This window comes from Microbacterium sp. JAI119, from assembly GCF_013410135.1.
Classification (GTDB): domain Bacteria; phylum Actinomycetota; class Actinomycetes; order Actinomycetales; family Microbacteriaceae; genus Microbacterium; species Microbacterium oxydans.
This window is the reverse complement of the sequence record NZ_JACCCK010000001.1, coordinates 139,425-152,573: the sequence shown is the minus strand read 5'-3', so window position 1 is coordinate 152,573 and position 13,149 is coordinate 139,425. Positions and strand designations below refer to the sequence as shown.

The following is a 13,149-nucleotide window of genomic DNA, read 5'->3' as shown; positions in this document are numbered from 1 at the left end:
CAGAGTCACTGGGCTCCTCCTTCGAAGGACGCCTCGTACTGCGCATGCCAGGCCTTCTGCTGGTCGATCAGCGGATGCGGCTCGCTGTACACGTGGTCGAACATCTTGTCGGCGCTGGGCGGCCCGAGCTCGACCGTGCGGGCGCGCAGATCCTCTGCGGCATCGGCCGCCTCGGCCTCGACATCGGCGAACAGCTGCTCCGACGCTCCGCGCGCTTCGAGGAAGGCCCGCATCCGCACGATGGGATCGCGACCGGCCCAGTACTGCTCCTCGTCGCTGCCCCGGTACTTGGTCGGGTCGTCGCTCGTCGTGTGTGCGCCGAGCCGGTAGGTCACGGCCTCGATGGCCTGCGGCCCCTTGCCCTCGCGAGCCTCGTCCAGCGCGACACGGGAGACGGCGTAGCTGGCGAGCACGTCGTTGCCGTCGACACGGACGCTCGGGATGCCGTAGCCCGCGCTGCGCTGCACGAGCGGCACGCGTGACTGGGTGGAGACGGGCACCGAGATGGCCCAGTGGTTGTTCTGCAGGAAGAACACCGTCGGAGCCTGGTAGCTCGCGGCGAAGACCATCGCCTCGTGCACGTCGCCCTGGCTGGATGCGCCGTCGCCGTAGTAGACGATGACCGCCTCGTCGCGGTCGAGATCACCGGAGCCGGTGCGTCCGTCGAAGGCGAGGCCCATGCCGTAGCCCGCGGCGTGCAGCACCTGCGATCCGAGCACCAGCGTGTACAGCCGGGTGTTGCCGTTCTCGGGGTCGGTCGGGTCCCACCCGCCGTGCGAGACGCCCCGCATGAGCTTGATGATGTCGACCGGATCGACGCCGCGGATGCGGGTCACGGCGTGCTCGCGGTAGGAGGGGAAGACGGTGTCCTGGGCGCGGAGCGCGCGCCCGGATCCGACCTGCGCCGCCTCCTGTCCACGACTCGGCGGCCACAGCGCGAGCTGGCCCTGACGCTGCAGGTTCGTCGCCTGGGTATCGATCGCGCGGATGACGACCATGTCCCGGTAGAACTGCTCGAGTTCCGCATCGCCGATCGCGTCGATCAGAGGAAGGTACCGTTCTGCGGCGGCGGACGGAGCGTACCGTCCGGTCTCGTCCAGAACGCTCACAAGGGGTGTCTCGGAGGTGGTCACGCTCTCACGCTACCCGCGCCCGCATGCCAGGTCGCGCATACCTAGGACGCCCTCGTAAATGCCTGGAAACCGGAGAAATCCGCGAGAACGCGCGGAATGCGGCGACTCAGCGGAGGGAGCCGGCGACCTCGAGCACGCGGGCGATGGAGTCCTCCTCGCCCACCGAGATGCGGATGCCGTCGCCGGAGAACGGACGCACGATGAGGTCGTTCTCGACGAATGCGGCAGCCACCTCGTCGGTGCGTTCGCCCGCGGGCAGCCAGACGAAGTTCGACTGGGAGTCCGGCACCTCCCACCCCTGTGCACGAAGCCCCTCCACGAGACGGCCGCGGCGTTCGACGATGACGGCGACGCGCTCCAGGAGCTCCGATTCGGCGTCGAGGCTGGCGATCGCGGCGTTCTCGGCAGCGGAGGTGACCGAGAGCGGGATGCCGGTCGTGCGGGCGGCGTCGAGCACCTTCTCGTGCCCGATCGCATAGCCGACGCGCAGCCCGGCGAGACCGTAGGCCTTCGAGAAGGTGCGCAGCACCACCACGTTCGGGTGCTGCTCGAACACGCGCTCCGCCAGACCGTCGACCGCACCCGGCGCCGTGACGAACTCGGCGTAGGCCTCGTCGAGGATGATCAGGATGTCGCCGGGCACCCGCGCGACGAAGGCGGCGAACTCGGCCGAGGTGATGATCGGACCGGTCGGGTTGTTGGGCGTGCACAGGATGATCGCGCGGGTGCGCTCGGTCACCGCATCCGCCATCGCTTCGAGGTCATGGCGGGAGTCGGCGGTGAGCGGCACCTGCACACCGGTCGCTCCGGCGACGAGCGGAAGGCTCGGGTACGCCTCGAAGGAGCGCCACGCGTAGATGACCTCGTCGCCGACCGAGGCGGTGGCCAGGATCAGCTGATGCAGAATCGACACGCTGCCCGAGGCCACGTGCACCTGGTCGGGCTCGACCCCGTAGCGCGCACCGAGACGCGCGCGCAGGCGACCGGCGGTGGCATCCGGGTAGCGGTTGATGGGAGTGGTGCTCTGCAGCGCGTCGAGCACCGACGGCAGCGGGTCGAACGGGTTCTCGTTGCTCGACAGCTTGAACGCATCGGGGCCGGCCTGCTTTCCCTGGCGATACGGAGCGAGAGCGGCGATGGCGGGACGGATGCGGGGCAGGATCGGCTCGGTCACGAGGTCGAGTCTACGAGGGCGGGCGAGCACAGCCCGAGGGGACGGATCGCGCTCATTCGCCCCCTGTCGCGGCTCGATGCCCGGTGGTACCATTCTGGTATGGCGATGACGGTGCGACTCCCGGAAGAACTCGATGCCCAGCTCGGCGAGCTGGCATCGAGGCGACACACGTCCAAGCACGCACTGCTCATCGAGGCTACGGACCGCTTTCTCCGCGAGGAGGTCACGACCGAGCAGGCCGTGTCGATCGCCCGCGGGGTGGCTGACCGATACGCAGATCTCCTCAAGAAACTCGAAGACGCGTGACTCGATATGTCGAGCTTCCGCACGCAGTAGGCATCACAGAGGAGCTCGGGCTCCACATCCGAGACATCGGGCTTCTCTCCTCCGCGCTCGCCCGACCGTCGAGTTCGATGTTCGGAGTCGAGGCCTACCCGGATCTCGAAGTCAAGGCAGCAGCTCTCCTGTCGTCCCTGAGCCGGAATCACCCTCTGTTTGATGGCAACAAGCGCTTCTCCTGGGTCCTCACCCTGACGTTCCTCGAGATGAACAACGTCATCATCGACATGGAGACGGAGGTTGCCTTCGACCTCATCCTCCGGACGGCGCAGAGCAAGTCCTCCCTGGACGAGGTCGCTGCGCTTCTGCGCGCTCACTTCCGCTGAGCACCCGACGGACTTCGCACTGACACGCACGAGAGTCCGTGGGACACTGGTCGGACTATGCGCTTCATCATCCGCGTCGTCGTCAACGCCTTCGCCCTCTGGGTCGTCACGCTGATCCCTGCCCTGCAGGTGACCATCAGGGCCTTCCCGCCCGGCGAGACGCTGCAGCTGGTGCTGACCCTGCTCGCGGTGGCCGCGATCTTCGCACTCGTGAACACGATCATCGGAACGGTCGTGAAGATCGTCGCGTTCCCGCTCTACATCATCACCTTCGGCCTGATCGGCTTCCTGATCAACGGGTTCCTGCTGTGGCTGACCGCCTGGATCACGAGCGGATTTGGCTGGGGTCTCACGGTCGGCGACTTCTGGTGGGGCGTGCTCGCAGCACTGATCATCTCGGTGATCAACGGCATCTTCGGATTCGTCCTGCGCCCGCAGAGCAAGAGCCGTCGCGACTGACCCGCTGACACCGCGGTGACAGCCACCGGTGACAGCCACCACGGTCACCCGCTCCGCTCCGCGCGGTACTCGGTGCGCTCGACCTCGACGGCCCGCCCGAGCTCATCCCAGTACCCGTCGAGAGCCACCGCGCGAGGGTCGGTCGACGCATCCACCATCTCGGCGGTCTCGATGTACGTCTCGAGACCGTGGGTCTTCAACCGCAGGTCCTCGACGCCGTCCCCCGGATCACCGACCCGCGAGGCGGTGAAGCTGTCGGGCGACCCCGTCCCCTCTGCCGACCCGCCCGCGGCGAGCGCCGATACGACATCGTCGGTGTGACGGAGCTGGATCAGCGTCTGCTCCTCCCGGAGTGTCGGTTCGGTGGGGCTCCCCGCCGTGATCTGCATCGACACCTCGTACTCGCTCTCCACGGCGAGTCGCGTGGCGATCATCCCGCCCTGCGAGTGCGCGACCACGTCGACGCGATCGCCCGGTTCGACACCGGCGGCCGCCAGAGCATCGAGAGTCGCCTGGTACGACGCCGACGTAGCGCCCTGATAGAGCTCGATGTTCGAGGTCATGTCCCACGGCTCCGCGCCTTTCTTCAGGGATAGCAGCGAATTCTGGGTACCGGCCACGTAGGCCACATAGCGGGTCGCGCCGCCGACCATCGTGTACTTCTCCACGGCGACCTGGGCTCCCCCGCCCGGGATCCTCCTGAACGCTCCGGCGAGGTCGTCCGGCGCGCGCGGAGTCGACGTCTTCACCGGTGTCACCTGCACCGGATCCACAGGCACGGAGGTCGGAGCCTTCACGCCCGGCACCTCGGATCCCGCCACCCCCGGCCGCACCTTCCCATACCCCGAGGCGAGCCCGACCAGCGCCCCGACCAGGAACATCGGCGGCAGCATCCCACCCAGGTCGTACTGATCTCCGAGCCCTTCGAACCTCCGTCGCTCCCAGCCGGCGACCAGCCAGTCCGCCATCCGCCCCACGCGCTCGTCGTCGGCGATCATCTCGTCGGCCCGTGCGCGCACGTCGTTCGCCGCCGCGGCGTCGGTGAGGGCGAGCGCCTCGGCCTGTGCCCGCAGTTCCACCAGCTCGAATGCGTCGGCCATCAACAGCGTTCCCGTGCAGGCGTTCTCGATCTCCGCAGCGAGTGCACCGATCCGCTCGCCGCTGAGTCGCAGAGCGCCGATGTCGACGCGCAGCGCGGGAGCATCGGATGACGAGATCGCCTCCGCAGCGGTGACCACCGAATCCCGAGCCTCTTCGTATCGCGCCGCGACCGTCCGCAGGTGCGCGCCGACCTCGCGCAACTGCTCGGTGTCGATCGCGATCGCGCCGCCGTGGTCGATCTCCAGGCCGCCGGCAACGGAGGCGTCGTGCGCGCGTGCGGCCCCCATCATTCCGATCCCTCCAGCTCCCACTGCCGGATCCGAAGACTCCCGAGCTGCGTTCCGGTGTCATCGCGTACCCGCGCGAGGAGTTCGTGGAGCGCGCGGAACCCCTCCGAGCTCCAGTCCGTCGCGTCGACGAGCGAGACCAGCACCGCTCCCGCCTCCTCCAGCGTCGTGATGGCATCACCGATCCCCCGGTGCGCGAAGGCCTGCCCCCACGACTGCGCGGATCCACCGGACTGCTCGGGTACGAACGAGTACATGGCTCCAGCATTCGGGATCGCGCTCCACGCGGGTCGCCCGGAATACGCAACCCGTGGACAGGTGGTCGCCCGCCCATGGTGTGCAGGAGCCGCGCGAGCAGGTTCGCGCTGTGCAGGACGGCCATGGGCGGGCAGAATGTATCTGTGACATCCCCGGATCCCTTCCGCGTGATCTTCGTCTGCACGGGGAACATCTGCCGCTCTCCCATGGCCGAAGTCGTCTTCCGCGACCTCGCCGAGCGGCAGGGACTCGGCCCGCGCATCGTCTCGCGCAGCGCCGGAACAGGCGACTGGCATCTGGGCGAGCGTGCCGATCACCGTACGATCGACTCGCTGGCGCGTCGCGGCTACGACGGCTCCCAGCACCGCGCCCGTCAGTTCACCGCGGCCGCCTTCGCCGACAACGATCTCGTCGTCGCGCTCGACCGCACGCACGAGCGCATCCTGCGGGAATGGGCCCACGACGAGGACGAGGAGGGGAAGGTCACCCTGCTGCTGGCCTTCGACCCGACGGCGACCACCCACGACGTGCCCGACCCGTACTACGCGGGCGCGGAGATGTTCGATTCCGTGCTCGGTATGATTGAGGCGGCGACTCGGGGCCTGTTCCGCCAGCTTGAACCCGCTCTGCGTCTCCCCCGCACGCCCCGCCTCTGAGGGGCCCGATCAGGAGGACTCCCCTGACTTTCCAGCCTTCGCTCCCGCCCCAGCCCCTGAGCCCCCTCGACGGCCGCTACCGTGGCGCCGTCACCGGTCTCGCCGACTTCCTGTCCGAGGCGGGCCTGAACCGGGCACGCGTCGAGGTCGAGGTCGAGTGGCTGATCGCGCTCACCGACCGTTCGCTGTTCGAGACGAGCCCGCTGTCGGACGAGGACAAGGAGCGCCTGCGTTCGCTCTACCGCGACTTCGGTCAGGCCGAGATCGACTGGCTCGCCGAGAAGGAAGCCGTCACCCAGCACGACGTGAAGGCGATCGAGTACCTCGTGCGCGACCGGCTCTCGACGCTCGGCCTCGACCGCATCTCCGAGCTCACGCACTTCGCCGCGACGAGCGAGGACATCAACTCCGCGTCCTACGCCCTCACCGTCAAGCGCGCGGTCGAGGAGGTCTGGCTCCCGGCCCTCGACACCGTGATCGCGAAGCTGCGCGAGCTCGCGGTCGAGCACGCCGACGCCGCGATGCTCTCGCGCACGCACGGCCAGCCCGCAACGCCCTCGACGATGGGCAAGGAGCTCGCGGTCTTCGCCTGGCGCCTGGAGCGCGTGCGCAGCCAGATCGCCGGTTCCGAGTATCTCGCGAAGTTCTCCGGCGCGACCGGCACCTGGTCCGCCCACCTCGCGGCAGACCCGGACGCCGACTGGCCGACCATCGCCCGCGAGTACATCGAGGGACTGGGCCTGGGCTTCAACATCCTCACGACGCAGATCGAGTCGCACGACTGGCAGGTCGAGCTGTACGACCGCGTGCGTCACGCGGGCGGCATCCTGCACAACCTCGCCACCGACATCTGGACCTACATCTCGCTCGGCTACTTCGCGCAGATCCCGGTCGCGGGTGCCACCGGCTCGTCGACGATGCCGCACAAGATCAACCCGATCCGCTTCGAGAACGCCGAGGCCAACCTCGAAATCTCGGGAGCCCTGCTCGCATCGCTCGGCCAGACGCTCGTCACGAGCCGCCTGCAGCGTGACCTCACCGATTCCACCACGCAGCGCAACATCGGCGTCGCGTTCGGGCACTCGCTGCTCGCGCTCGACAACCTGCGCCGCGGCCTGAACGCGATCTCGCTGTCGCGCGACGTGCTGCTCGCCGACCTCGACGTGAACTGGGAGGTGCTCGCCGAGGCGATCCAGACGGTCATCCGCGCCGAGGTCGTGGCAGGCCGCTCCTCGATCACCGACCCGTACGCGCTCCTCAAGGAGCTCACCCGTGGTCACCGGGTCGGTGCCGCCGACCTCGCCGAGTTCGTGCAGGGCCTCGAGATCGGCGATGCCGCAAAGCAGCGCCTGCTCGCGCTGACCCCGGCGACCTACACGGGCATCGCGGCGCGCCTCGCGCGCTGAACCCGGGAGGAGCTAGGAGCCCGACTCGCCGGAGTGCTCCTCGACGCTGTCCTTCGGCATGAACGACGCCGCCAGGAGAGTGAGAACCGCGGTCACCGCGACGGCGACGAACACCCACACCGACGCGTGGATGATCGTGTCGGGGTCGTCCGCGCCCGCACCCTGCGCGATGGCCGCATTCGAGATCGCGCCGAACACGGCGACGCCCACAGCGCTTCCCGCCGACCGCGCGAAGGCGTTCATCCCCGTCACCGCGCCGCGCTCGCCCCAGCCGACCGAGGCCTGGGCGGCGATCAGCGTCGGGGCCGCACTCCACCCGAGCCCGAAGCCCAGGAGGAACGCGATGCCGGCGATGACGAACGGGTTCGGCCAGGAGGCGACGGCAGCGAGCATGATGGCGGCGAGCGTCGTGATGCTCATGCCGATGAGCGTGGTGCGACGGAAGCCGATGCGCAGGTACAGCCGTCCGGCGTTCGCGGCGGCGAGCGGCCAGCCGAGGGTCAGAGCTGCCACCGCGAGACCCGACAGCAGGGGAGCGATGCCGATGGATCCCTCGAGGTAGGCGGGGGCGAAGCTCGTCACACCGAGCATGAGCGCGCCGATGCCGAGCGAGACCAACGTGGTCGTGAGGATGAGCCGACGCGTCACCAGCCGCAGGTCGACGATCGGCTCGGCGACACGGCGCTCCACGACCCCGAAGGCCAGCAGCGCGACTACGCCGATCCCGAAGCAGAGGACGCTCTGCACGGACAGCCACGCCCAGGCGTTTCCTCCCTCCAGCATGCCGAGGATGAGCGCCGTGAGCCCGATGGTGAGCAGCACCGCTCCCCCGTAGTCGATGCTGTGCTTCTGGGTCTGCTTCTGCTCCTTGTAGTTGCGCAGCAGCATCCACCCGGCGATCAGACACAGGGGCACGTTGATCCAGAAGATCCATCGCCAGGCGTCGAGCTGGGCGAAGATGCCGCCGAGCGCGGGACCCACCACCGAGGAGATGGCCCACACGCTCGCGACGTATCCCTGCACCTTGGCACGTTCGGCGACCGTGTAGATGTCACCGACGATGGTCATCGACATCGGTGCGACGGCACCGGCTCCGATGCCCTGGACGATGCGGAACACGATCAGCGCCGGCATGCTCCAGGCGAACCCGCAGAGGATGGACCCGAGCAGGAACAGGGCGATGCCGAGCAGGATGATCGGCTTGCGGCCCACGGTGTCCGCGAAGCGGGAGTAGATGGGCACGCTCACGGCCTGCGCCAGGAGGTACACGGAGAACAGCCAGGGAAACTGCTGGTAGCTGCCGAGGTCGCGCACGATGCTCGGGACGGCGGTCGCGAGGATCGTGGCGTCGATCGCGATGAGCCCGGTGGCGAGCATGAGCGCGCCGAGGATGGGTCCGCGCTCCGACCGGAGTCCGATGGAGGCGCGGTCGACGGAGGCAGTCACCTCAGGGACAAGCCGATCCACCCCACCGGTATTCCGGATCGTCCCCGCCCCGCTCGCCGCCCCTGCTCAGTGCGCCGGACCGAGGTCGCGCATGGGCTTGCCGTTCTTCGGGTTGCCCGGCTTCACCTTGCGACGCTCCCCGTTGACGACCACGATCACGTTGCTCATGTTCGGCGCGCGGTCGGCGACCACGTCGTAGGACACGACCTTCCCGTCCCGCCAGGTGCAGTCCACGCGATACCCGCCCCGCGCGCGGAGACCGGCGAACGATCCGCTCACCGCCCAGTCCGCCGGCACGGCGGGGAGCAGACGGATCACCCCACCATGGCTCTGCACCAGCATCTCCGCGATCGCTCCGACGATGCCGTAGTTGCCGTCGAGCTGGAACGGCGGATGGTTCGCCCAGAGGTTCTGCAGGATGTTGTAGGTGAGCAGTCCTCGCACCATGATCCCCGCCCGCTCGGCATCACCCAGGCGCGCGAAGAGACCGGCCCGCCACGGCCAGGTCCACGAACGACGACTGTCTCCCGAGACCGTGGCGGCGGTGAACGGCACACCCTCCTTCTCCCCGCAGCGGGCCTTCAGCGAGACCAGGGCCGCCGCGGAGAGCTCCGGGGTGTCGGGGGTGATCTGCCGCCCCGGGTACACGGCGAACAGGTGCGACGTATGCCGGTGGATGTCGTTCGGGTCGTCACGGTCGGTCTGCCACTCCTGCAACTGCCCCCAGCGGCCGATCTTGTTGGGAGCCAGACGGGACTGCATGTCGGCGACGGTCTTCCGGTAGGTCTTGTCGGCGCCGAGGGCCTCGGCGCACTCGAGGTAGTTCTGGAACAGATCCCAGATGATCTGCTGGTCGTGCATGACGCCGTCCTCGCGCGGACCGTGCTCCGGAGACCAGCCCATCGGCGCGACCAGCGTGCCGTCGGGAAGCTCTTTGAGCTGGTCCTCCCAGAACTGGCAGATCTCCTTGATCAGCGGGTAGGCGAGGTCGCGCAGGTACTTCTTGTCCTGCGTGAACGCCCAGTGCTCGTAGAGGTGCTGGGCGTACCAGGCGCTCGCGATCGTGTTCCACTCCCACGAGTTGCCGCCGAAGATGCTCTGCGAGGTGCGGGCGGTCCACCCGCGCACGTCGGCGCCGAAGGCGTTGCGCGTCGCCACCCGGCTGGGGACCGCCACCTCGCGGATGAACGTCGCGAGCGCCTCATGGGACTCCGGGAGGTCGGCGGTCTCCGCGCCCCAGTAGTTCATCTGCACGTTGATGTTGGTGTGGTAGTCGCTGGCCCACGCCGGCTGGTTGCTGTTGTTCCACAGCCCCTGCAGGTTGGCCGGCAGCCCCCCGGGCTTCGACGAGCTGAGGAGCAGATACCGGCCGTACGCGTAGAGCGTCTGCTCGAGCGTGGGGTCCGCCTCCCCCTTCCCGTAGCGGAGCAGCCGGCGATCCGTGGGCATGGCCGTCACGGTGCCGTCGGTCGCTCCCCACTCCACCTTCGCGCGCTGCATCAGCTCGGAGACCTGTGCGGTGTGCGCAGAGCGGAGACTCTGCCACGACCGGGAGGCGGCGGCGTTCAGCGCCTTCTCGATCGCGGGCTGCGGTGCGGCGCCTCGCCAGCCGTGCGCCGCGCTCAGACGATAGTCGGTGCGCGCGTCGAGCAGCAGTGTGATGCTCGACGCCTCCGAGACGCGCAGCCCGCCCTCGGCGGCGACGACCCGGCCGTCGGTCTCGGCGATGCGGACGACGGCCGCGTGCGTGAGGTCGTTGGCCATCGTCCCGGCGAAACTCAGCCGACGTCCGCCCGCGTCGGCCACGGTGGCGACGCCGTCCTGCTTGGACGTCAGAGTGAGCAGCGCCGTCAGCGCACCGGGCCGATCGGCGGTGAACCGCACCGCGATGATGTCGGCCTCCCGGCTCGCGAAGGCCTCGCGCAACACCGTCCCCTGTGCGGTCGCGAAGTGAGTGCTGTGGGTGCCGTCCGCGATGTCGAGTGCACGCCGGTAGTCCACGACCGCCTTGGCGCCCGCCGTGCTGAAACCGCCGCCGGTGAAGGCGATGCCGCCGAGACGGATGGCACCCGGCGCGGAGAACGAGATGCGGTACATCGCGAACGCGGTGGTGTTCGCGTACGTGAACGTCCGCCCCACGCCGCGCTCGGGGAACGTCTCCCCTACTCGGGTGTCGAGGGTCTTCCAGGTCAGCCCGTCATCCGAGCCGGCGACGATCCAGTCGCGTGGATCCTGCTCCGGCGTGTCCGGTGCGCTGGTGAGCACGTAGCCGTTCAGGGTGTTCTTCGAGGAGAGCTCGACCTGCCACACCGCGCCACCGCCCGTCGCGGGAACAGCCCAGACGGTCGCGGGATCGGTATCGATGCTGCCGACGAGGGAGTCCGCGTGACCGCTGGGCGATGACACGTAGACGGCGCTTCCCTGCGCCAGTTCGACGCCGCCGAGCGCGATCTCCCCCACCTGGAAGTGGCTGACTCCCGCCTTCGGGGCGAAGACGAAGCGATAGTGGGCGTACGCGGTGGTGTTGGCGACTGAGAAGCTCTTGGACTGGAGTCGCTGGGGGAACGGCGCCTCGGAGCGGACGTCGAGCACGACCCACGCCGCTCCGTCGGACGAGCCTTCCAGGCGCCAGTCCTGCGGGTCCCGCGCAGGGACGTCGTTGGCACTCGTGAGCACATACGACGAGACGACGGCGGGTGCGGCGAGATCGGCCTGCCACGTCACCTCTGCGGGCGGCGCGATCAGGCACCATTTCGTGGCGGGGTTGCCGTCGAACGTCTTGTCGACGCTCTCGCCACCGGACACCTGGTACGGGCCGCCGGGAGAGCTGACGGTCGTGCGCGCACCGAACGCCACCGTCACCTCGCCGAAGTCGCGGAAGGATCCGAAGCCGGTCACGCTGGTGTCGTACGCACCGTCGGGCTGACCGGCGAGAGCGTTGTCGTAGTCGTTGACCCCGCCCCACAGGCTCTGCTCGCTGAAGTGGATCACCTCGGCGTCCGGGTTGCCGAACAGCTTCGCGCCGAGACGGGCGTTGCCGATCGGGAGAGCCTGGGTCTCCCAGTCCGTCGCCGGCGTCGCGTACCAGAGCGCGTACGGCGACAGCTGTGGGCGCGGGATCGCCCCCGCCGGCACGGCGCGGAGAGGAGCCTGCGCCGAGAACGTGCTCGCCGCGGCGGGGCGGGCGGCGAGGAACTGGGGGACGAGCGGGGCGAGAAGGGCGAGACCGCCCACCTGCAGTGCCTGGCGACGGGAAATGGGGTCCTTCATCACAGCAATCCTCCGGAGCATCGTTGATCTACTGGGGCCGTGCGGCCTCGCAGCCGATCGTGGATGCGAGGCGTCGGAGCCAGTGTGCGCCATGAAACATCGGATGTATAGCGACGATTGTCCAGAAGGTATGCCGAAAGTGTCGGCTTCAGCGCGTTCTTCTGAGCGCTTTAACCCGATGTTCCGCCGGGGGTCGAGTGGGTGACCCTGCTCGAGGGGCTATCGGATCAGGAGGAGGCGGAGCGACCGGGCGCCGCGGAATCGGGGTTCTCGCCCTCGGGCTCCGGGTCGTACAGCACGGGACGATCGATCGTCTTCGTCACGTCGGCGGGATCGACGGCGAGGATCAGCATCGCGAGGATCAGCAGCGTCACGATGAACGCGCCGCCGCCCACGACGAGTCCGAGGGCGATCGGGGTCAGCCCCTCGTAGGTGCCGTTGGCGATGGAGGCGTTCACCCGCGCGGTGAAGGCACCGGTGGAGACCAGCGTGACGACCATGGCGAACACACCGCAGCCGAGTGCGATGAGGAGCAGGTGCAGGGGCCGCAGAATGTCCCGGCGGGTGGGCTTCTCGTCGCTCATCGCTCTCCTCCGTGCTCCGCAGGAGCGGTGCTGTCGTTCGAATCGGACGCCGTCGTGACCGCGTCGGCCTGCTTCGGTGTGAGGCCGGCGATGCCGAGGAACACCGCGACGATCGCCGCGTAGCCGCCGAACATGCCGACGCCCAGGATGATGCCGGAGAGCACGAACGTGCCGGCCTCGTCGATCGTGTACTCCTGGAGGAAGCCGGACGGGATCAGCAGCAGAGCGATACCGAGCAGCACGCCCAGCGCCCCCACGGAGATCGCGTCGCGGGACAGCATGCCGCCGGCACGACGGGAGCGGATGCCTGCGAGCAGCTCGATGCCGCCGCTGACGATCGCCCAGGAGGAGACGACGACGAAGAACAGATCGTCAGACCGCCAGACGGGGATGCCGCTCACGAGGCCGGCGACCACCCCGACGGCGGCGAGCAGCACGGACGGCCAGCGCGATCCGGCCGGCAGCACCAGCCAGGCGGCGAGCACGTGCACGAGCGCCGTGAGGAACACGAAACCGCTGAAGACGGACAGACCGACGGGTGCGGAGTGATCAGACGAGAACGTGATCATGAGCGCGGCGACGGCGGCGAACAGCGCGCGCAGCAATTGCACGTGGCGCATGGTGAATGCGCGAGCAGGGGCAGACATGACGGTCCTGAGTCCTCCGGGGTGTTGCTCCCAGTCTACGCAAGGCTGCGTGGCCGCGACGCC

13 protein-coding genes are annotated in these 13,149 nt (G+C 68.8%); 5 read left to right on the top strand and 8 right to left on the bottom strand.

What is annotated here, in order from left to right; genetic code table 11:
* Positions 1-5 precede the first annotated feature (5 nt).
* On the bottom strand, positions 6-1,133 hold the full coding sequence (pdhA, locus tag HDC31_RS00660) for a pyruvate dehydrogenase (acetyl-transferring) E1 component subunit alpha (protein WP_046748623.1): 1,128 nt from the start codon (positions 1,131-1,133) through the stop codon (positions 6-8).
* Positions 1,134-1,239: 106 nt separating this feature from the next.
* Entirely contained in the window at positions 1,240-2,307 is a 1,068-nt protein-coding gene (locus HDC31_RS00655; protein ID WP_061016369.1) for a histidinol-phosphate transaminase, read from the bottom strand.
* Between the two features lie 99 nt (positions 2,308-2,406).
* On the opposite strand from HDC31_RS00655, the gene HDC31_RS00650 reads away from it, so the two are divergent.
* The 3 genes from HDC31_RS00650 to HDC31_RS00640 are packed head-to-tail and all read left to right on the top strand — an operon-like array spanning position 2,407 to position 3,431.
* On the top strand, positions 2,407-2,613 hold the full coding sequence (locus HDC31_RS00650) for a ribbon-helix-helix protein, CopG family (protein ID WP_061016347.1): 207 nt from the start codon (positions 2,407-2,409) through the stop codon (positions 2,611-2,613).
* Complete coding sequence (locus HDC31_RS00645; protein ID WP_179515717.1) at positions 2,610-2,972, top strand: type II toxin-antitoxin system death-on-curing family toxin; 363 nt, start codon at positions 2,610-2,612, stop codon at positions 2,970-2,972. Before HDC31_RS00650 ends, HDC31_RS00645 begins: the two co-directional genes overlap by 4 nt.
* Positions 2,973-3,029: 57 nt before the next feature.
* Positions 3,030-3,431, top strand: coding sequence for a phage holin family protein (locus HDC31_RS00640; RefSeq protein WP_113680380.1), 402 nt, complete (start codon positions 3,030-3,032; stop codon positions 3,429-3,431).
* 44 nt (positions 3,432-3,475) lie between these two features.
* Here the strand turns inward: HDC31_RS00640 and HDC31_RS00635 are convergent, their stop codons facing one another.
* Positions 3,476-4,819, bottom strand: coding sequence for a hypothetical protein (locus HDC31_RS00635; RefSeq protein WP_113680381.1), 1,344 nt, complete (start codon positions 4,817-4,819; stop codon positions 3,476-3,478).
* Positions 4,819-5,076, bottom strand: coding sequence for a hypothetical protein (locus HDC31_RS00630; RefSeq protein ID WP_061015386.1), 258 nt, complete (start codon positions 5,074-5,076; stop codon positions 4,819-4,821). The genes HDC31_RS00635 and HDC31_RS00630 overlap by 1 nt, the downstream gene beginning before the upstream one ends.
* Before the next feature lie 207 nt (positions 5,077-5,283).
* On the opposite strand from HDC31_RS00630, the gene HDC31_RS00625 reads away from it, so the two are divergent.
* Both HDC31_RS00625 and purB read left to right on the top strand, forming a co-directional pair.
* Positions 5,284-5,733 (top strand): low molecular weight protein-tyrosine-phosphatase, encoded by a 450-nt coding sequence (locus tag HDC31_RS00625; RefSeq protein ID WP_230977858.1) that lies wholly within the window; start codon positions 5,284-5,286, stop codon positions 5,731-5,733.
* A 23-nt stretch (positions 5,734-5,756) separates the two neighbouring features.
* A complete protein-coding gene (purB, locus tag HDC31_RS00620; protein WP_113680382.1) occupies positions 5,757-7,139 on the top strand; it encodes an adenylosuccinate lyase in 1,383 nt (460 codons plus the stop codon).
* A gap of 12 nt (positions 7,140-7,151) precedes the next feature.
* On the opposite strand, the gene HDC31_RS00615 is transcribed toward purB, so the two are convergent.
* The 4 genes from HDC31_RS00615 to HDC31_RS00600 all read right to left on the bottom strand — a co-directional run bounded on the left by HDC31_RS00615 (position 7,152) and on the right by HDC31_RS00600 (position 13,086).
* On the bottom strand, positions 7,152-8,585 hold the full coding sequence (locus tag HDC31_RS00615; RefSeq protein ID WP_058632831.1) for an MFS transporter: 1,434 nt from the start codon (positions 8,583-8,585) through the stop codon (positions 7,152-7,154).
* Positions 8,586-8,651: 66 nt separating this feature from the next.
* Positions 8,652-11,855 (bottom strand): glycoside hydrolase N-terminal domain-containing protein, encoded by a 3,204-nt coding sequence (locus HDC31_RS00610; RefSeq protein WP_113680383.1) that lies wholly within the window; start codon positions 11,853-11,855, stop codon positions 8,652-8,654.
* Positions 11,856-12,082: 227 nt separating this feature from the next.
* Positions 12,083-12,439 (bottom strand): hypothetical protein, encoded by a 357-nt coding sequence (locus HDC31_RS00605; protein WP_046748615.1) that lies wholly within the window; start codon positions 12,437-12,439, stop codon positions 12,083-12,085.
* On the bottom strand, positions 12,436-13,086 hold the full coding sequence (locus HDC31_RS00600) for an acyl-CoA synthetase (protein WP_113680384.1): 651 nt from the start codon (positions 13,084-13,086) through the stop codon (positions 12,436-12,438). The genes HDC31_RS00605 and HDC31_RS00600 overlap by 4 nt, the downstream gene beginning before the upstream one ends.
* Between the last annotated feature and the right edge of the window lie 63 nt (positions 13,087-13,149).